The sequence below is a fragment of the Pseudomonas proteolytica genome (assembly GCF_007858275.1).
Classification (GTDB): Bacteria; Pseudomonadota; Gammaproteobacteria; order Pseudomonadales; family Pseudomonadaceae; genus Aquipseudomonas; species Aquipseudomonas proteolytica.
In genome coordinates this window covers 21232-40917 of sequence record NZ_VFEV01000018.1, presented here as the reverse complement: position 1 = coordinate 40917, position 19686 = coordinate 21232, and the positions used below count along the sequence as shown (strand labels likewise).

Below are 19686 nucleotides of genomic sequence, written 5' to 3'. Positions count from 1 at the left end.
CTGGACCTGACGCTTGTACAGCGCCCGCTGCTACCACTGTTGCAGATGGGGTTCGGGGCCAGCCAGTGCCGGAAACAGCGGCAACACCTCTTGCGCCAGTTCCTCAATGATCTCGGCCACCGGGCGCTGGGCCATCTGGATCCCGAGGGCGGCATGATTGACGCCCGCTTCACGCCACTCGCCAAGCAGGTCGATCAGGCCCTTGCGCCCGGTCTTGAGCACATAGCCACCTTGCATGGGCGTCCGCGGGAAGTCCGGGTCATCGGCCAGGTCGATCCATTCATTGGTCATATGCGGGCGGAAACCACCGCCTGGAATCCCATCGCGCCAGGCGCGGATTTTTTCCGCCAGGCGCCTCGGCCCCATCACGTTATGGGTGCTGTCCGGGTAGGTCAGCCAGCCATCGGCCTGTTCCCCCAGCCACTGCATCGACTGGCGCGACGACCCGGTGACAACCAGGGGAATGCGCCCCGTTACCGGTTTGGGCAACAAGTACGCATCGCTCAACTGCCCAAGGGGTGACTCAATAGTCGGCGCCGTGGCCGCCAGTAATTGCCGGAAGTAGTCCACCGACTGCGCAAAACGCTCGGCACGCGCACCGTGCTCCAGGCCATAGGCCGGAAACTCCACGGCACGGTCGCCCGAGGCGATGCCCATCACCAGCCTGCCACCGGACAATCGATCAATCGTCGCGGCGGCCTTGGCCAAGTCAATCGGATGACGCAACGAGAACACTGCACTGCCGGTCACCAGGGCAATCTGCCGGCTATGGGCGGCCAGGTAGCCCAGATAGGTAAACGGATCGAACACTTGGCCCGCATCGCCAAACGAAGGGTCGAACAAGGGCACGTCGCGCACCCAGACTGCGGCAAAGCCCAGGCGATCGATCTCGCTGACCCATTGCGCCTGGCCGGCGAGGACTGCCATGTCGCCCTCATAGAACCGCAGCGGCAGGAAGATCCCCAGGGTCAGTTGATCCGGCGCGAACATGCGCCGGTAGCCGGGGTGGTTGGCAAAGGCCGACGCGTTGGCGCCACAGGTGGCGGTGGAGTTCATACAGGGTCCTCGGAATGGGCCACTCATGGGCCGGTGGCAGGGGCAGGCAGGCGGATACCGCGTTGCACGGCCGGGCGCAGGTTGACCCGCTCATACCACGCGCTCAGGTGCCGGTACTGACTGAAATCGAAGGCAATCACCCGGGCAATGTGCATCCAGCCAAAGGTCGCAATATCTGCGATGGAATACGCCTGCCCTGCCAACCAGGGGTTGGCGGCCAATTGTTGGTCAAGGGTGGCAAAGGCCGCTTCGGTCAGTTGCCGATAACGCTGGATTGCCGTGGCGTTGGCGCTGTCGTCGAACAGTTCGAAATGCACGCGTTGGCCCAACAACGGCCCCACGCTTGAACTGTGAAACATCAACCAAGTAATCGCCGCCCAATGCGCCGGGCCGGCCGGGGGCAACAGTTGCCCGCTCTTTTGCGCCAGGTACAGCAGGATCGCGGCGGACTCAAACAGGGTGATGCCAGCGCCGCGGTCAACCAGTACCGGAATACGCCCATGGGGATTGAGCGCCAGAAAATCGGGATGACGATGCTCGTCGTGATCGATCTGGACATGACGCAGGGTGTAGGCCAGGCCCATTTCTTCGAGGGCGATGGTGATCTTGAAACCATTGGGCGAGCTGTCGGTGTAGAGCACCAGATCAGGGCTGTGCATGGCCGGTTTACCTCAGGCGAAATTGCTTGAGCGCCATACTAAGGAGGTAAAAACGGGCGTGGAAACGATACGTTCTTAACCACTGCTTTAGATTTTCTAAACCCACCCTGTGGGAGCGGGCTTGCTCGCGAAAGCGGTGGATCAGTCGCTGGATGTGTTGAATGACACACCGCATTCGCGAGCAAGCCCGCTCCCACCTGAAGCAATAGCGCGTTCCTTCCCCACTCGATTATTTTTCCCACGCGGCCTTGGGAATCAACAAGCCGTGATTGCCGTTGTACGCGGCGCGCTCAGGCGACTTCCAACCCTCCAGCAACCCGTCGTCGAGCCGGTAGACTTCCACCCCCAGCGGCCGGCACACCGTCAGCGGGTCCTGGGCATCCGGGCCCCACATCGGCAGCGACAGGTCACCGCCCGGGCAGGTGGACAGCGCACACAACAAGTCAATCTCGGCAAAGAACTCCAGGTAATCGCCTTGTTTGGCCGGGCATGCCTTCATGAAGTACATGTCGTCGTGATTCAGGCCGGTGCACTGGAAGATATTCAACACGTCGTGCACATCAAACTCGGTCAGGCCATGGGGCAATACGGCGCGGGTCAGGTTGGAATGGCAATGATGGTGGAAGTCCTCGCCGGTGAGCATCTTGTTCACGTAGGGATCGCAACGCGTGCCCAGCAGATCGTGCAGGCGCCCACCGTGCTCGTCGATGCCGTAGCCGGCCAGGCTGTCATCGGTGATGGTGACCATCGGCCGCAGGAACGGCAGGTTCGACCACAGGCGGTCGTAGGTGCTGACATGGGCGCCTTGCAGCTGGCGGGTGCGCGCAGCCCACATGCGCTCGCGCGGGTCATTGGCATTCCACACATTGAAATCGCCGACCTGCGGCCCGACAGGGGTGGTCACGCGGAACACATGGCCGGCCGGTACCTTCCACGCGCGACCGGTGCGGATCGGTACGTCGAACTGCTCGACCAGGGTGCGCCCTGCCCCGCACTCGCGCACACGGTCGTAAAACGCCTTGTCGACCTGCAAGGCTGCACCCTTGCTGACTTGGTAGGCGGCGGGATAGTCCTTGTACATGGTGGGATCCTCGTTGGCAGGGTTTGGCAGAACCATACAACGGGGCGGGCGTGACTTGAAGAGCACACACAAACCAATGTGGGAGCGGGCTTGCCCGCGATAGCGGTGGGTCAGGTTAGAAATACTTGACTGACACACTGCTATCGCGGGCAAGCCCGCTCCTACAGGGGGGGACGCGTCGTCAGATGAACTCGTTAGAAACTTCCGACCACAGGCTGACCTTCTGCCCACGATTCTTGAAGAACTCGATTTCGCGCTTGATCCCCGAGCTCAGGTCCCAGCCCGGCAGGTCGAGGATGATCAGCTCTTGCATCATGTCCATGAACAGCGCATCCACCGGTGCCCACAGCTTGCCGATGGTGGCGCTGTCCTTGCCTTCAAACGCCAGGTTGATCGGGTGTGACATCGACACCTGGCTGAACACCCCATGACCCGACTCGATGATGGTGGCCGCCACCTTGTTGCACTGGATAAAGCGCTCATGGGTGACCGACGCATCGGCATGGCTGTAGGGGCAGGCCAGAAAAATCTTTCTCATTGTTACCTCAGGGCAAGGCAAGGGCTCGCACCCTTGCGGTGATTAAACGGTTGGCGTCATACCGGCTGGGCGACTGGTACACCCGCGGCGTCGGCCTCTTCGCGCTCGCGTTCCTGGGCTTCGTAGCGCTGGGCGGCGGGCACGGAGATCTTGATCGCGATTGCCACGGCGAGCAGGCCACCAAACAGCTTGGCCAGCAGGATCGGCATGATCAGCGTCGGCTGGAAGTTGGCGGTAAAGGCCAGGTGATCACCAATGGTCGCTTGCGCGCAGACACCCAGGGCCACGCACAGGACCTTGTCCCGGGCATTCATCTTTTTGAACAGGTGATACACCGCGATGATATTGGCAAACACCATGACAAACGCCGCCGCGCCATCGGCCGACAGCCCGATGTGCTTGCCCAGCACTTGCATGGGTTTCTTGCAGTAGCGATTGAACAGGTAGCAGATGGGGAAAGTCCCGGCGAGCATGATGCCGATATAGCCGGCAATCTCGATGGCGCGGAACAATTCCTTCTCGTCGGCGAACATCGGGTCGAAGCCCCACACGCCGAAGTTTTTCATGAAGAACCCGGTGAAGTGCTCGACGATGGCCAGCGCCAGGACGATCTTGATAAACGCGTCCATCAACTTACCGAACACCAAAAACCCGGCCACCATCCACGACGCCCGATACCGCAGGCCGGCAGCCAGCAGGAAACAGAACACAAACAAGGGCGCGAGCAAGCGCACGCAGTCGACAAAACCCAGGCTCAGGTAATGCAGGGCCGGCGAGGTGGTGGAGACGATGTCACGCACCGGCAGGTTGAAGGCCGTGATCATCATCAGCGACGCAAGCACCGCAAACGGGATGCTGATCAGCCCGGCCATGGCCCCCAGCGCCAGGTACTTGTGGTCCTTGCGCTCGAGCATCATCAGGCCGACCGGGATCAGGTAGACGATGGTCGCGCCGGAGGTGTAGCCGACGATCATGGCGGTGATCCACATGTCGCGGTTCGCCGCCAGGGCATCGGCAAGCTGGTAGCCACCCATGTCCACGGCGATGATCGACAGTGCCGCAATGGACACGTCGGAACCCATCGCACCAAAGTACGGCCCCAAGGCCACCTCGATGAACTTGGACAGGTACGGGATCGCCACCATGATGCCCGCCTGCGCCAGGAACACCGGGCCGATGGAGTGGATGCCGTTGACAAACTCCTTGCCCAGGCCACTGTCGGGCTTGATCACGGACGCAAACGCGCCCACCACCGCGCCGATCATGATCAGGTAAATAACGTAGTTGCCGAATTCCGCCATTGCTTTCGCTCCATCTGTACTGAATCAATTGTTTTTGTAGGAGTACGCCCCAGTTCGGTCGCTCCATTGGCCAAACGCGTTTTACAGCCCCATTTGTTGCGCTTTCACACCCTATAACTAACCACTTCCCATGCCAATCGTGTGTTTCTTGTGGTTTTGCGGGTTAAACACACTGGAATCGGTCAATTCTATTGCGTAATCTCTGCTCATACCTTTCAAGGCAGCGGACTCTAAGCCCGTGAACGGCAAACGCCAATACCAAGTTCACGCAATCCGCGCTGGCGCTCAAGCGCCCCAACACACGCTGCTGCGGCATCATTTGAGTGCCTCGGTAACAGCGCTGCGCACCGCTGGCGCACTCACGTAGCATCAAGAGGATCGATCCCCATGCGCCCCAATGAAAGACGCCAACATATCCTTGAGCTGCTACGCCAGCGTGAACGCATTTCAGTCGATGAGTTGGCGCGCACCCTCAGCACTTCGCAAGAGACCATTCGCCGCGACCTCACGGCCCTGGCCGACGATGGCCAGGTCACCAAGTTCCACGGTGGTGCCTCGCTGCCTCCCAGCGGCGAACATGAGAACGCCTTCCAGACCCGGATGAATGAATTTTCCCAGGAGAAACGTGCGGTGGCGCGGTTTGCCGCCGGGCTCTATGCGCCGGGCGACAGCCTGCTGATCGATACCGGTACCACTACCCTGTTCTTTGCCCGTGAACTGGCAAAGCTCAACCGCATCACGGTCATTACCAACTCCTTGTTGATCGCCTCCGCCATTGGCGCCAGTGGTAATCGCGTATTCATGATCGGTGGCGAATACCGCCCCGAATCGGAACAGAATATCGGCGCCCTGGCCATGGAGCAGATCGCGCGCTTCAACGCAGAGCATGCGGTGGTCACCATTGGCGCCTTGAACACCGACGGGGCCTTTGACTTCTCCATCGAAGAGGCGGAAATCACCCGCGCCATGATCGCCCGCACGCGCTACCTCACGGTCATTGCCGATTCCTCGAAGATGGGCAAGCGCGCGTTGTTCCAGGTATTCCCCCTGGAACGCATCGACCGCCTGATCATCGACCGCAAACCCTTGGGTGAACTGGCCAAGGCCCTGGCCGAGGCCCAGGTGGAAGTCCTGGAGGCCCCTGCCCTGACCCGGCCGGAGTGGTAAGCCGTCAGCGCCAGTCGCGGCAACGGGTCACCGCATCGCTGAACGTGGCACGCCACTGCTGGGCTTGCGCGGCACTGACTTTCGGGTGAAAGCTGGTGCTGGTGTTACGCGGCGGCTTGAGGGCTACGCCAAGGCCTTTGGCTGCCAGCGCTGCGCAGCCGAACGCCGTCAGCTCATCGAAGCGCTGGGTGACGATGCAACGCTGCAAGGCATCAGCAAGGAACTGCGCAAAATATGGACTGCGCGCCAGGCCGCCATCGATGGACAGGTGATCGGTGACGCTGAGAAAACCGTCCATGGCCGTGATCACTTCAACACTGCGCAACGCCACGCCTTCCAGCACGGCCTGGCACATATCCTGGCGCGTGGTGCTGCCATTCATGCCCACCCACAGGGCTGCCGCGCTACGGTCCCAGTGGGGGCAGCCGAGCCCGGACAACGCCGGCACAAACGCGAGTTGGCGACCAATGGCCGGCGGCTCGTCGAAGGCCGCCAGCTCTGAAAAATCGCTGAACAAGCCAAGCCGCCCGGCCCACTCCACGGCGGCGCTGGCATCGTAGACACCACCGTCCATGGCATACGTGGGTTTGCCGTCGATCTGCCAGGCGATGGTTGCCAGCAGGCCCTTGTCCGGCGCTCGGATGATCTGCTCGCCCGTCAAGGTCAGGGCGAACGCCCCCGTACCGTAGGTGATCTTGGCGTCGCCCTCGTTGCGGCAACCATGGCCATACAGTGAGGCTTGCTGGTCGACAATCGAGGCGGTGACCGGGGTGGCGCCGATCTCGCCAAAGTGGCCGACGGTGTCGCGGATCTGCGGCAACGTTTCCATGGGCACGCCAAACAGCTCGCAGAGTTGACTGTCCCACTGCCCGGTCGAAAGGTTCATCAGCGAAGTGCGCGAGGCGGTCGTGACGTCGGTGGCAAAGACCCCGGTCAGGCGATCGAGAAAGTACGCATCGGTGGTGCCCAGGCGCAGCCGCCCGGCTTTCAAGGCGCTTTGCGCAGCCGGCAGGTTGCGTACGATCCAGGCCAGCTTGCTCGCCGAAAAATACGGATCCAACGGCAACCCCGCACGCTCCAGGGTCAGGGCTTCGCCCCCGTCGCCGCGCAACTGGGCGATCTCGGCCGAGGTGCGATTGTCCTGCCAGACGATCACCGGGGATAACGGCTCGCCGGTCTTGGCATCCCACGCCAGGCAACTTTCACCCTGGTTGGCAATACCGATGGCATCCACCTGGCCGGTGGCCTCCAGGCAACGCTGCAGGTTATTGAGCAACTCCAGTGGGTCATGCTCCACCCAACCGGGGTGGGGATGGTGTTGCTGATGGCGCAACGAGAGCTGGATATCAGCAGACCCATTGTCACTCACCACCAGCACACGGGTGCTGGTGGTGCCTTGATCGAGCGCGGCAATCCGCATGTTAAAGACTCCTCGGCAGGTCTTGTTAGTGGCCGACAAAGTCGACTTCGAGTTGCTGTACGCCCTGGGGCAGGTTCAGGCCGGCGATGGGGATCAGGATCCGCCGTTCCGGCAACCAACTGCCGGCACGCGACCAGATTTGCGTACCATCGGCCCGTACCACCAGGCGCCCTTTCACCTCACGGCTGACCCGCAGTTGCAGGTGCTGCATACCCGCCACGGCAGACGGGCTCAGGCGTTGCGGCACGCAGAGTTTCAAGTCGCCCTGGCAGGCGATCTCGACGCTCGGCGCACCTGCCGGCAAGTGCCCCTGCAGGTCGCGGGCGATCATCGTAGCGATCTTATGGCCTTCGCGAAACGACCAGCCTGCCGTCTCGACAGGACGCAGCAGATTACCCGCGGCAAAGTAGGCCGGATCACTGCAGCGCCCGTATTGATCGATGTGCGGGCCACCGCTTTTCGGGTCAAGCCGCAGCTCGCTCAAGCGCACCAGGCTGGATTCGGGGGTGAACTGGCCGGTGAGCAGCACGCCGTCACAGTCCAAGGTGGTGGTCTGGCCGTCAGCCAGGCGCACGGTCGCACCCTCCACGCGCCCGGTGCCATGGATCTGCAGCAGTTGCGCGCCGAAATGCATCGGCACCCCGCACAACCGCGGAAACAGCGACAACGGCCAGCGCGCCGTGGCCCGCTGATTGGCCTCGATCATCGCCACCGGCTGGATCCCGGCACGTCGGCAGCTCATGACCGCCGACAGGCTGACCAACTCGGTACCGACAATCAACGGGCGCTCAAAGGGCTTGAGGTGTTCCAGGTACAGATAGGACTGGAACGCACCGGTATTGATGACCCCCAGCGGGCGGTCGCCGCCCAGCAGGCGCGCCGAGCGCGGCGTTTCCCGGGCCCCGGTGGCGATCAACACCCGGCGTGCCTGGATAACCCTCGCGCCCTCCGGGCTGACCAGTTCCAGGCGCCCGCCCTCGCCCATCTGCGTCACCGAGTGCTTGACGCGGATCTGCACCCCCGCCTTCAACGCCTGCGCGACGTTTTTGCGCGCATAGGCCGGCCCGGTGTAGAGCCTGCCGTATTCACGCAGGCCAAAAGGCGGATGCCCACAATGGCGCGGGATGCCACCCGCCTCGGGCTCGCGCTCCAGCACCACGACCTTGTCGACGCCCAGCTTGCGCAGGGTGATCGCCGCCGACAGCCCCGACGGGCCGCCACCGATAATCGCGACATCAATGTTTTCGACTTCAATGGGCTGCATGACAAACACCTGTTGCAAGGGGAACGGCCAGATGGCCAGCGCTCAACTGCGCCACTCGCGCACCACAATAAAAGCCCTGGCAGCGCCCCATACAGGCCCGCGTGCGGCGCTTCAAACCACCCAGGTCACCGGGCGGCAGCGCACTGGCCAAGGCATTCTCGATTTCCCGCAGCGTCACCATTTCACAGTGGCAGACGATTTCGCCGTAGCCCGGGCGCTGATAATCGCGCGGCAAATGTTCGGCAAGGTTGGGCAATGTCGGCCATTGCAGGATTTGCGCAGGGACCGGTGTGTGCTCGCGTTGATAAAGGCTGAACACGTGCCGGGCAATGCCCAGCGCCGCGGTCAGGCCGGTGGAGCGGATGCCGCCGACGCTGATCCAGTTCTTGCCTTCGACCCGCTGCACCCGGTACTCCTTCTTTTCCGTGGCCGGGCGCAGTGCGGCATACGTGGCGGTGACCGGCATGCCTTCGAGCGCCGGAATCCGCTCGACGGCGGCGTCCACCAATTGACGCAGCACATCGCCGTCGAGGCCGGCGTGCACGCGGTCTTCCTGTTCTTCGGCGGTCGGCCCCACCAGCAGGTTGCCGTAGACCGTACGGGTCAACACGATGCCTTTGGTGCGTTCATTGGGCACCGGCAGGATGATGTTGCCCAGATAGCGCGCGGCGGCCTTGTCGAACACCACGAACTGACCTTTGCGCGGGTGAATGGAAAAGCTCGATGCGCCCAGCAACTGTTGCTCGAGCACATCGCCAAACAACCCGGCGCAGTTGATGATCGTGCGCCCGCGGATAAACCCGTTGGTGGTCTCCAGGGCCCAGAGTTCGCCGTCGAAATAGCCGCCATTGACCTCGGTATTGAAGCGCACCTGTGCCCCATGGATCATCGCCTGGAGCAGATACCCCAGGGGCGCCGACCACGGGTCGATCACAAACTCACCAGGCACCTCGACCGCCCCCAGGGCATTGTGTGCCAGGTTCGGCTCCAGGGCGCGCACCCGCTCGCGGCCGATCAGGCGGACATCGGCAATCCCATTGGCGTGCGCCTGCTCGACGATGCCTTGCAGCTTGCCCAGGTCCTCCTCGTTCCAGGCCACCACCATCGCGCCGGTCTTGAGCAGCGGCAGCGACATCTTCTGGTGGATCTGCAGGTATTCCTGGTAGCCGTCCTTCATGCATTGCAGCTCCAGGCTGCCGGTTGGCGCATCGAAGCCAGTGTGCAAAATCGCGCTATTGCCTTTGCTCGCTCCAGACAGGATGTCCGGGCTTTTTTCCAGCAACAGCACCCGCGCCCCTTCCAGGGTAAAGCGCCGGACCATCGCGCATCCCACAACGCCACCGCCAACAACGATGACGTCGTAGATACCACTCTGATTCGGGAAGGGTTTGGTCATGATCAAGCCTATGGTGAAGTGAGCGCAGGATGTGCCCGGGATAGGTGCAGGGCATATGCCACTGACTGAACCCAGGTTGGAATGACCGATTGGCCAAGGCGGTTCATTCACAGCCCAGCGGCTGCGTCGTCGGTCGCGCCCAACCTGCCAGGTAAACACCAAGTGTTTATTGATGCCGGCGCTTTAAACGCAACGAGGAAAAACTGACCGATTCGTTGCGCATGACCCCGGCTCGGTCAAAACGACGTTACTGTGGATTCGGTCAATACGCCAAAAAAGTGCTACCCAACTACCCGCCAATATCAAGCATTGCTACTTTTTCACACCAAACCTGCCTAGATTGCAATTTACAGAGCTGGCGTAAAGGGGTTTTCGAGCGTTAACTGGCTCAATATCGCCAGCCATTGCGACTGTTCAGTCACTCAATCCAAATAATATTGACCGATTTACAACCACTAACCACATAGAATCCGAGGTATTAACCAATGCCGCCTCCAGAAGTTTTTTGGCTAACTCTATAAAGACGTCGAAAGGACCGTTCCTGAGACCAAGCTTGCCTCGCCCATTGCAGCTCTCCGCCAGAAACAACTAGAATAAGATTAATTCCCACTTACGAATTTTTCGCATGAAACCAGCCCAGCCCGCCGAAGCCGCGACGCTTGAAGCCCTGTACCGCGGCTACCACGGCTGGCTGTTGAGCTGGCTGCGCCGCCGTGTGGATTGCTCCCATCACGCCGCCGATGTGGCACACGACACATTTATCCGCCTGCTATCGGCCGGGCCCTACGTGGCGCCCCGCGAGCCGCAGGCCTACCTCGCCACCGTGGCCCGCCGTCTGTTGATGGACCGCAATCGCCGGCGGCGCCTGGAGCGGGCCTACCAGGACGAACTGGAGCGCTGCGCCCAGTACCTTGAGCAGGCGCCCTCGCCCGAGCAGATCCTGCAGGCAGTGCAAGTGCTCGAAACGATTGACCGGGCCCTGGCGCGCATGAAGCCGCGGATCCGCGAGACCTTTATCCTGCGCCACCTCGATGGCCTGGATCAGGCCCAGATCGCCGAACGTCTGGGGGTTTCGTTACGCACCGTGCAACAGGACCTGGTGCACGCCCTGCTGGCCTGCGACGCGTGCGCCCAGCCGTGAATGCGGCCATCCTGCGCGAGGCTGCCCAATGGCTGGTGCGCCTCGACCATCAGGCCGACGCCGCCAGCCAGCAGGCCTTCCATGCCTGGCTCGCCGCCGACCCACAACATCCACTGGCTATCGCGCGCCTGCAAGGCCACCTGTCGCCCCTCAAGCAGGCTCCGGCCCGCGCGGCATTGCGCCGGGCACGCCAACCGAAAGCGATCAAGGGCCTGGCCCTGAGCCTGTTGATTGGCCTGCTCGCCCTGCCGGCCTATCAGTACAGCCAGCGCGGCTATCTGTTCGCCGACCTCAGCACCGCCAGCGGCCAATGGCAGCAACAACGCCTGGCCGATGGCAGCACCCTGCAACTGGATGGCGGTTCGGCGGTGGACCTGGACTTTGACGCCAACCAACGCCGGGTGCGCCTGCTGCACGGTGAATTACTGGTGGACGTGGCCAAGGATGCCCAGCGCCCGTTTTATGTCGATACCCCGCAAGGCAGCATTCGCGCCCTGGGCACGCGCTTTATCGTCGAACGCAGTGGCGAGGCAACGGTGGTCAGGATGCTCGAATCGTCTACGCGCATCGACAGCGCCACCCAGCAATTAACCCTCAACCCCGGCCAGCGCGTACGACTCGATGCACAAGGCCCGGGCAACGTAGAAAAATTCGATGCCCGCGCCCACGAAGCTGCCTGGAACACCCATCAGTTGCTGGCCAACGACGAGCCCCTGGCGGATGTGCTGGAGCGCCTGGGCCGCCATCGCAGCGGCCTGTTGTTGTTCGATCGCCAGGCCCTGCAAGGCCTGCGGGTCACGGTGATGCTGCCGTTCGACGACCCGGCGCGCGCCTTGCGCCTGCTCCAGCGCACGCTGCCGATCGAGGTCAGCAGCTACACCCCATGGGTCACTCGCGTGTCGTTGAAAAACAGCGCGAACAATTCTCAATAAAGTCTGCGTGTTTTCGGTTTTGCCGCGTCCTTTCCTTGGCCAACATCCAAAGGAGCACCGATTACATGTCTTCCAACCCCTCCACCCGTGGCAGCCTGCTGCTGGCCAGCCGCTTGCTGCTTGGCTGCCTGCCGCTGGCACTGCCGGCCTTTGCCTACGCGCAGCAACAGGTCCAGGCCTTCGATATTGCCCCTGGCCCCCTCAGCGAAGTCCTGAGCCGTTACGCCCAGGCTGCCGGCGCACCGATTGCGTTCCAGTCGCAACAGGTGGCCGGCCTGAACAGTGCTGGCGTGCGCGGCAGCTACAACGTGGAGGATGGCTTTGCCAAGGTCCTGGAAGGCACCGGCTTCGCCGCGCAGGCCAGTGCCGATGGCTACCAGTTGCAGGCACTGCCCCAAGCCAATGGCACCCTGGCACTGGCTGCCACCGAAATCACCTCCAACCAATTGGGCACCGTCACCGAGGGCACCGGGTCCTACACCCCGGGCACCATCGCCACCGCCACGCGCATGGTCCTGACGCCCAAGGAGACCCCACAGTCGATCACCGTGATCACCCGCCAGCACATGGACGACTTCGGCCTCAACGCCATTGACGATGTGATGCGCCACACCCCCGGCATCACCGTGTCGACCTATGACAGCGAGCGCACCAACTATTTCGCCCGTGGGTTTTCCATCGAAAACTTCCAGTACGACGGCATCCCCACCCTGCGCAACTCGGCCTACTCGTCGGGGCAGACCCTGACCGACATGGCGATCTACGACCGCGTGGAGATTCTCAAGGGCGCCACCGGCCTGCTGACCGGTGCCGGGGCGCCGGGCGCGACCCTCAACCTGATCCGCAAAAAGCCCACCCGCGACTTCAAGGCCAGTATCGAACTGGGTGCCGGCAGCTGGGACAACTACCGCTCCCAAGTCGACGTCAGCGGCCCGTTGACCGACAGCGGCAATATCCGTGGGCGCGCCGTGGCGGCCTATCAGGACAAGCATTCGTTCATGGAGCGCTACCAGCGCAAGACCAGCGTCTACTTCGGCTCGCTGGAAGCGGACCTCGACGACGACACCTTGCTGACCGTGGGCTTTGACTATCAGAACAACGATCCGCAAAGCTCGGGCTGGTCCGGCAGCCGACCGTTGTTCAACACCAACGGCGACCGCATCGACGTCAAGCGCTCGTACAACAACGGCGCCAAGTGGAGCCGCTGGGAACAGTACAACCGGGGTGCCTTCGCCACCCTGGAGCGCAGCTTCGCCAACGGCTGGGTAGCCAAGGCGCAAGTGACCCACCAACTCAGCGGCTACGACGCGCCCCTGGGTTCGATCCAGAGTGCGCCGAGCCCCGACACTGGCCTGTCGACGGTGTATGCCAACAAATTCACCGGCCTGACCCGCGCCAATTCCGCCCATGTATACCTCAGCGGCCCGTTCAGCCTGCTGGGCCGTGAGCATGAACTGGTCGTGGGCGCCTCGGCCTCCAACTCCCACTGGAAAGGCAAGGACTACGGCAGCCCCACACACGCCAATGGCAAAGTGGTGGACTTCTGGAACTTCGATGGCAATTTTGCCGAACCTGACTGGGGCGCGCCCACCTACATCAACGACCTGACCACCCGCCAAAGCGCGGGCTACATGACCTCGCGCTTAAGCCTGGCCGACCCGCTGAACCTGTTCCTTGGCGGCCGCGTCGCCAACTACAAACTGCGCGGCACCGACGACTCCACGGAAACCGGGCGGTTGGTGCCCTACGCCGGGGTGACCTATGACCTGAACGAAAACTTCACCGCCTACGCCAGCTACACCGACATCTTCATGCCGGAAAGCTACAACCGCGACCGTAACAACAAGCTGCTGGAGCCCTCCGAAGGCAAGAACTACGAGGGCGGCATCAAGGGTGAATTCTTCAACGGCCGACTCAATACCAGCCTGGCCTATTTTGAAGTACACCAGAGCCACCGTGCAGAACCCGACGCCGAATACAACGCCGCGCCGACCAACCCGTCCGTGGGTTATGCCTCCAAGGGCATCGAAGCCAAGACCAAGGGTTTTGAAGCAGAAATGTCCGGGGAACTGGCGCCCGGCTGGCAGGCCCAGGCCGGTTACACCCACAAGATCATCCGCGACGAAAGCGGCAAGAAAGTCTCGACCTGGGAGCCGCAGGACCAGCTCAGTTTCTACACCACGTACAAACTCAAGGGCCCCCTGGACCGCCTGACCGTAGGTGGTGGTGCGCGCTGGCAGAGTCGCAGTTGGCAAGAGCTGTACAACCGCTACAAAAGCAAAAATGAAGAGTTTGCCCAGGAAGCCTACTGGCTCGTGGACGTGATGGCGCGTTATCAGGTGACCGAGAATCTATCGGCGACCCTGAACCTGAACAACGCCTTCGACAAGAAGTACTACACCAACATCGGCTTCTATAACACCGCTTATTACGGTGACCCGCGCAACGTGATGCTCACCACGCGCTGGAGCTTCTGAGCCACACGCAGGGTTTAGGTGTCGCGTAGATCCCTGGTTTTCAACGCTCGATTGCAGCGGTTGAAAACCAGGTTTTTTTTGCTTCAGAACAATCCCATGAAACATAAGGCAAATGGTCTGTTGGCCGAGCGAGGGAATCAACCTGCGGGAAATCGCTACACACGGTTGAGACCACAACCGCCGTAGCCCCTTCTCGTACCTTCAGGCAGCAGACCTTATGACCACTGTTTCCAATCGCCTCCCCGCACACTCCAACCCGCTCGCCTTAGCCAATCCTGCCCAGGCGCTGACGCTCGCTCGACCCAAGCGTGATGCCCCACCGCCGGCGCAATCGCCCCAAAGTGCGCGCGCTGAAGGTGATCGCGCATTGGCCATGGAGTACCACTCGGCGCTGATCCTGGCCGCCAATCGCGAGAAAAATGTCACCATCAACACCATTGCGCCAGACTCCACCTTCGGCCAGTGGTGGGCGCATTTGCGAGACACCTTCAAATCCCCCGACGTGCGTCAGTGGATGGACGAAAAAGGCATCAGCCCGGACTCCATCACCCTCAATCTGAATACCGGCGAAATTTCTTTCACGCGCCGACGTCATCTTGATCCCGAACAAAAGCGTCACACCCTTGGGCAAGACGACAGGCACTGGGCCGCGATCAGCGGGCCAATCCTGCAGGCCGCACGGGTGATTGATGCCGGCCACGGCGATACCACCTTCACCCCCCCGCTAAGCGACGTTGACCAGCCGGTTCCCTATTCGCTCGTGGGCAATTTTTACAATGAGCCGCAGAACCTGACCGGGCCGTCCATGCGCCGGCGTGCAGAAGAGATAGACCGGGCCCAAGGGTTCAAGCAACTTGATCCGGCAACCGCAGGCACGTTGATTCAAGCGCGCAGCGACAACGCGCTCCAGGTCCAGAAGGCCTACCTGGGCGACGTCTACAACCGCAGCCAGGCCAGCAACCAACTGCGTCACCTGGCGACCACCGTAAAAGACGGCGCCCACAGTGCCGGGCAAATCGAAGATGAATTGAAGAACAGGACCGTCAGCCTGTCATTCGACGGCAGCTATCAGCCCGCCAATCGCGGCACCTGGAATGAGATCAGCCTGCTGCAATTGCTGCAGGATCACGGCTGGGATATCCCCACCACCCACCAACAACTGGAAAACCTGGCAACTGCCCTCGGCACCCCGCCCCCCCAGGCTGCCCCCCATGGCAACCTGGGCGGTGCGCTGGCCTGGCCCGCCCCTCTTGACGAAGACAGCCAGGCACAACTGCGCACGGACATAAGCGCCGGCAAGTTCGGCAATGTCTCGTTGTCGCCCTTCAGGAGCGTGCTCGACTATCTGCTGAACAACCGACCGATCACCCCTGAAGAGCTGCGCAATCCACGCCTGTTGATTGCCAACTTGATCAATTCGCCCAGGGGCCAGCAACTGGGGAACGCCATCGCATCCACATTCGAGGCGCGCAGCATCAAAGGCACTGCCAACGACTGGACCCTGGCGGCGATGAACGTGGAGCTGGACAGCGGCACGGGTAAACCGCCCAGCGAGATCCAGGGTTACCGACTGATCTCGCCGGCCAATACCGGCAAGTCGCCCGCCACCATCATCGAGGAATTGGCTGCCCACCTGCTCGACGTCGACCGAGCGTCGTCGCCGGAGAAGGCCCTGGTCCAGGCGCACTTGTTACTGGCCAACCGGGCGCCCGCCTTCCTGGTCAAGGACATTCCCAAACAGGTGGTGGTGGGCACCCACAGTTGGGTCAGCTTCGTCACAGCGACCGCGCGCATTGAAGCAAAAGCGCCAGGGGCAACGGCAACCATGACCTACGCGCAAGTCATGCTCGAAGCCGAGACAGCGCCGATCACCGATGAAGAGCGCCAGGTTGAATATGCCGCGCAGAACGAAGCGATCAAAGACTGGGGAGTCGCCAACGGCATGCGTTACCCCGTGACCAAAGCCGAAGTCGATGCCGTGCGCGAGGCCTTCAATGCGCAGGTTCGCGAGCTACGCGAAGCCGCCGAATCGCCCCCCTCAGAGATGCCTACGACCAAGGCCATAGCCCTGGAGCAGTTGAAGAAAGCGCTGCCGGACATGGACCCGGCACTGTTCGAAAAAAAATGCATCGACTCGCAGCCATCCAGCAGGTTCTTTCCCGGCCCCTACTCGATACTGGATCTGTATATCGATGGCCGCGCACTGCTTGGCGCGCCAGTCTCGGCCGATAACTGGGGCGAGTTTGGCCGGGATTTTGTACAGGTTGTGACATTTGACCAAGTCAAGATTCCCGCTGACGGCCGACCGGCCGCCTGGGTCTCATCCTCGAGTGCGGTCGACTTCAACAAGGTTTTACCCAAGCTCAAAGACCTGCCGCGCCCGCTGGAAATCTTCAAAAAGACATTTGCTGATTACGCCCACACCGTCAAAAAAACTACGTCGGCGCAGATAAAGCTGCTTATCTCGAAACTGCCGCTGGAAGATCGGGAGAACCTGGAGTTCGGCAAAATATCCATCCGCAAGGAAATACGCTACTACCGCGTCAATCAACCGATTCGTGTGGAACCAGGTGTTTTGCTGGTCAAGACCGAACGCAATGGCAAGGTCATGACCTACGCCATCGACCGGTTGAAAGGCACGGTGACTCGACGGCCAGACCAGGCCTACAAGGAGTTCCAGCCCCGCAGCGGCGTTGTGCTCTCCCCGGAAGGTAAACGCTTTGATACGGTCACACCGACGGGGCAATCTTCGCCCGCAATAACAGGTGAACAGCCAGCGGCACACAGCGCACCCAACAGTTTCAGTAGTCCCAGGACCCAGTACATTGCCGATGCGATAATCACCGATATGGAACTGCCGGCGGTCGAGGCCTACGCCAAAGGCGCAACAACCTTTCAGACAGAAGTACCGGCGTACAAAATCCTTGAAGAAGTGGCGTTGAATCTGATCCCGTTCCGCTCCGCGATAAAGAACTTTATCGACGGAAAAGTCGGTAACGGCATTGTCGACCTGGCCTTTGATATCTTCGGTTTCGCCGTGGGCCTGGGGGCTGCGGCCAAAGGCGCGAAAGCCCTGGCTGTCGGGGCCTCGACCCTTTCAAAAGTTGCCAACACCGGCAAGATCCTTGGCCGGGCGGCAATCGGCGCGCTCAACCCATTGGGCGGTGTGGATGACTTGGCCCGCGGCGTGGTGAGCCTGGGGCGTACCGCTCACAAGGGAGTTAAATCCCTGCGCGGTTCTTACCGCAGCATCAATCTGCTTGAACTGGCCAAAAAACCCGACCTGGCCGAAGGCACTTACAAGGCGCTCAATGGCGCCGCTGAAAGCAGAACCCTGGCTAAATTCGATGAGGCGACCCACAAGTGGTACGCCTTTGACCCACGTACAAAACAGGCCTACGGCAAAGCCCTGGAAAAATTTGCGGTGGATACCCCCAAGGCAAATGACCCCAACAGCCTGCGTGCTATCGGCAGTCAGGATGGCGCCCAAGCGGCAAGCCAAGAGCATGGTTTGGCGGCCACCGGCACGTTCAAGGTTGGGCAAGAAACGGTTGAGGGCCCGGTGGTGATGTTCCAAGGCAACTGGCATCAATACGACACGCTGAAAAAACGCGCCTTCGGCCCGCCGCTAAAAGACTTCAAAGCCAATCAGGTGGCCGCCAATGGCGAGGTGCGATCGCTCAACACCGACTTATTGGGTTATGAAGCCAAACATATCGCGCTAGACGAGCTCCAGCTCAAGGGCCCACAGAGCAATATCTATGTGGGCCGCAGCCGCAAGGAATATGTAAAAGTCGATGGGCAGTTGTATGAGTCGCGTTTGAGCGAAGGCCAGCGCGTGATCCGTCACGCGGGCGGCGCAGGCCCGGATATCCCCGTGCGGGACCTGGGTGCCGGCGGATGGGAACCCACCTCACGCAGCCAGCGTCTGCTCGGCGGTGCGGGAAATGCGCCCACGCCCTGGAAGCTTGGCGACAGCACTTATGTCGTGCCGATAGACGACATCAAAGTCACCAATAATCCACTTTCCCCCTACTCGCTCAACTACAAGGGCGTGGACCATAGCGTCACCTTCGACAGTTCAGCCGGTGCATGGAAAGCCACCAACGTCTCGACCGGCATTGAGGCGCACAGCGCTACGTATTTCTGGAGAAGTGGCAAAGGCAAATGGCAGCGGGGGCCGTTCAGTGAGTTGAAAAAGGCCAAGCAGACTGACGCCCATCACTTCAAGTTTGTAGATGTTGCCGCGCCGACAACGGTTTCCATCCCCAAAGATATAAAGCCCCTGCCCCAACAGCTGCACTATTTTTGGGCCGGGCAGGATATCCCACCAAACCTGGTGGAAAACATGGCCAACAATGCAGCCAAGGCCCCGGGGTACAAATCCATCCTGCACGTGGATGCCGACAACCCCGCCATCTTTCAAAAAATAAAAGCTGACCTGGAGCGCAAAGCCCCTGGCCTGACCGTGATGAACCTCAATGACGATGAGGTGTTCAAGCAACTGAAAAATGGTGAGATGTACAACTACTTTCGCCAAGGACAAGGCAAAAACCTGGCGGCGGCCTCGGATGTCGCGCGCTATCCGATCATGAACAAATACGGCGGCATTTATCTCGATACCGATGATGTGATCCAAGCCAATATCGGCAGTACCGTATTGAATGCCGGAGCGAATGACGTCCTCCTTAATCGGCCTGTTGCCCATAGCCTTACGGACTACAAACCGTTCTACAACACCAGCAACTTTGCAACGCAACCTGGCAACCCGGTGATTAGCCAGGTGATCGCCGATATGGACAAACGATTTGCCGAGAACAAGGCCTATTTCGCCGCTAACCGGCCCACGGTTTCCAGAGGGGCCGATGGTCAGGTGCAATACACCCCGGAATTCGCTGCCTATGAGCGCAAGATTTTCGATACGGTGGGCCCCAACCTGTTCAATGACACCCTCAAATCGAAACGACCGGACATGTACGACCTGGGCTTTGATGGCATCACCAAAGAATCAAAGCTCGTTGACGGGCAGCTCGTCTCATCCGGGCCAATTGTCAACATCGAAGCCAACGCTCGCAATTACTACCAAAGCAAAGGCATTACCCCACCCGACCTGCTCGGCCTACAGGTGCTAAGGGCCAAGGAGCATTACATGCCGCTGTACCACCAGTTCAAAGTCAAGATTGGCGCTGAACACTCCTGGATCAATGCCTAACGGCCGAACCGTGCACCGTTCGACCCTCGCCACGGCGAGCGA

General features: G+C 61.1%; 13 protein-coding genes. 5 read left to right on the top strand and 8 right to left on the bottom strand.

Features of this window, described 5'->3' with window-relative positions; translation table 11 throughout:
* Positions 1-30 precede the first annotated feature (30 nt).
* The 5 genes from FIV38_RS14745 to eutH all read right to left on the bottom strand — a co-directional run bounded on the left by FIV38_RS14745 (position 31) and on the right by eutH (position 4635).
* Positions 31-1056: an LLM class oxidoreductase gene (locus tag FIV38_RS14745; protein WP_092236279.1), complete on the bottom strand. Its 1026-nt coding sequence runs from the start codon at positions 1054-1056 to the stop codon at positions 31-33.
* A gap of 23 nt (positions 1057-1079) precedes the next feature.
* On the bottom strand, positions 1080-1715 hold the full coding sequence (locus FIV38_RS14740; RefSeq protein ID WP_092236276.1) for a glutathione S-transferase family protein: 636 nt from the start codon (positions 1713-1715) through the stop codon (positions 1080-1082).
* Between the two features lie 229 nt (positions 1716-1944).
* Complete coding sequence (locus FIV38_RS14730; protein WP_070996318.1) at positions 1945-2796, bottom strand: urea carboxylase-associated family protein; 852 nt, start codon at positions 2794-2796, stop codon at positions 1945-1947.
* A gap of 181 nt (positions 2797-2977) precedes the next feature.
* A complete protein-coding gene (locus FIV38_RS14725; RefSeq protein ID WP_070996319.1) occupies positions 2978-3334 on the bottom strand; it encodes a DUF1937 family protein in 357 nt (118 codons plus the stop codon).
* Between the two features lie 56 nt (positions 3335-3390).
* On the bottom strand, positions 3391-4635 hold the full coding sequence (eutH, locus tag FIV38_RS14720) for an ethanolamine utilization protein EutH (protein ID WP_029294550.1): 1245 nt from the start codon (positions 4633-4635) through the stop codon (positions 3391-3393).
* 387 nt (positions 4636-5022) lie between these two features.
* Between eutH and FIV38_RS14715 the strand changes: the two genes are divergently transcribed.
* Positions 5023-5802, top strand: a complete 780-nt coding sequence (locus FIV38_RS14715; RefSeq protein ID WP_029294548.1) for a DeoR/GlpR family DNA-binding transcription regulator — start codon at positions 5023-5025, stop codon at positions 5800-5802.
* A gap of 4 nt (positions 5803-5806) precedes the next feature.
* Here the strand turns inward: FIV38_RS14715 and FIV38_RS14710 are convergent, their stop codons facing one another.
* From FIV38_RS14710 to FIV38_RS14700, 3 genes are read right to left on the bottom strand one after another with little or no spacing between them, the layout of a single operon-like run.
* Positions 5807-7222: an FGGY family carbohydrate kinase gene (locus tag FIV38_RS14710; protein WP_092236274.1), complete on the bottom strand. Its 1416-nt coding sequence runs from the start codon at positions 7220-7222 to the stop codon at positions 5807-5809.
* 25 nt (positions 7223-7247) lie between these two features.
* The gene (locus tag FIV38_RS14705) at positions 7248-8486 is read right to left on the bottom strand and encodes an NAD(P)/FAD-dependent oxidoreductase (protein ID WP_092236271.1); all 1239 of its coding nucleotides are present in this window, start codon (positions 8484-8486) and stop codon (positions 7248-7250) included.
* Positions 8473-9882 (bottom strand): NAD(P)/FAD-dependent oxidoreductase, encoded by a 1410-nt coding sequence (locus tag FIV38_RS14700; RefSeq protein ID WP_092236267.1) that lies wholly within the window; start codon positions 9880-9882, stop codon positions 8473-8475. The genes FIV38_RS14705 and FIV38_RS14700 overlap by 14 nt, the downstream gene beginning before the upstream one ends.
* Before the next feature lie 625 nt (positions 9883-10507).
* Between FIV38_RS14700 and FIV38_RS14695 the strand changes: the two genes are divergently transcribed.
* The 4 genes from FIV38_RS14695 (at position 10508) to FIV38_RS14680 (ending at position 19644) form a co-directional block, all read left to right on the top strand.
* On the top strand, positions 10508-11023 hold the full coding sequence (locus FIV38_RS14695) for a sigma-70 family RNA polymerase sigma factor (RefSeq protein ID WP_092236264.1): 516 nt from the start codon (positions 10508-10510) through the stop codon (positions 11021-11023).
* On the top strand, positions 11020-11955 hold the full coding sequence (locus FIV38_RS14690) for a FecR family protein (protein ID WP_154905799.1): 936 nt from the start codon (positions 11020-11022) through the stop codon (positions 11953-11955). Before FIV38_RS14695 ends, FIV38_RS14690 begins: the two co-directional genes overlap by 4 nt.
* 65 nt (positions 11956-12020) lie before the next feature.
* A complete protein-coding gene (locus FIV38_RS14685; protein ID WP_092236261.1) occupies positions 12021-14432 on the top strand; it encodes a TonB-dependent siderophore receptor in 2412 nt (803 codons plus the stop codon).
* 217 nt (positions 14433-14649) lie between these two features.
* Positions 14650-19644 carry a glycosyltransferase family 32 protein gene (locus tag FIV38_RS14680; protein WP_092236258.1) on the top strand — a complete coding sequence of 1665 codons (4995 nt, stop codon included), beginning with the start codon at positions 14650-14652 and terminating at the stop codon, positions 19642-19644.
* Positions 19645-19686 lie beyond the last annotated feature (42 nt).

Excerpts from the sequence above, each read along its gene's own strand:
- FIV38_RS14745 (WP_092236279.1), bottom strand. The coding sequence starts at position 1,056 with ATGAACTCCACCGCCACCTGTGGCGCCAACGCGTCGGCCTTTGCCAAC.
- FIV38_RS14740 (WP_092236276.1), bottom strand. The coding sequence starts at position 1,715 with ATGCACAGCCCTGATCTGGTGCTCTACACCGACAGCTCGCCCAATGGT.
- FIV38_RS14730 (WP_070996318.1), bottom strand. The coding sequence starts at position 2,796 with ATGTACAAGGACTATCCCGCCGCCTACCAAGTCAGCAAGGGTGCAGCC.
- FIV38_RS14725 (WP_070996319.1), bottom strand. The coding sequence starts at position 3,334 with ATGAGAAAGATTTTTCTGGCCTGCCCCTACAGCCATGCCGATGCGTCG.
- eutH (WP_029294550.1), bottom strand. The coding sequence starts at position 4,635 with ATGGCGGAATTCGGCAACTACGTTATTTACCTGATCATGATCGGCGCG.
- FIV38_RS14715 (WP_029294548.1), top strand. The coding sequence starts at position 5,023 with ATGCGCCCCAATGAAAGACGCCAACATATCCTTGAGCTGCTACGCCAG.
- FIV38_RS14710 (WP_092236274.1), bottom strand. The coding sequence starts at position 7,222 with ATGCGGATTGCCGCGCTCGATCAAGGCACCACCAGCACCCGTGTGCTG.
- FIV38_RS14705 (WP_092236271.1), bottom strand. The coding sequence starts at position 8,486 with ATGCAGCCCATTGAAGTCGAAAACATTGATGTCGCGATTATCGGTGGC.
- FIV38_RS14700 (WP_092236267.1), bottom strand. The coding sequence starts at position 9,882 with ATGACCAAACCCTTCCCGAATCAGAGTGGTATCTACGACGTCATCGTT.
- FIV38_RS14695 (WP_092236264.1), top strand. The coding sequence starts at position 10,508 with ATGAAACCAGCCCAGCCCGCCGAAGCCGCGACGCTTGAAGCCCTGTAC.
- FIV38_RS14685 (WP_092236261.1), top strand. The coding sequence starts at position 12,021 with ATGTCTTCCAACCCCTCCACCCGTGGCAGCCTGCTGCTGGCCAGCCGC.
- FIV38_RS14680 (WP_092236258.1), top strand. The coding sequence starts at position 14,650 with ATGACCACTGTTTCCAATCGCCTCCCCGCACACTCCAACCCGCTCGCC.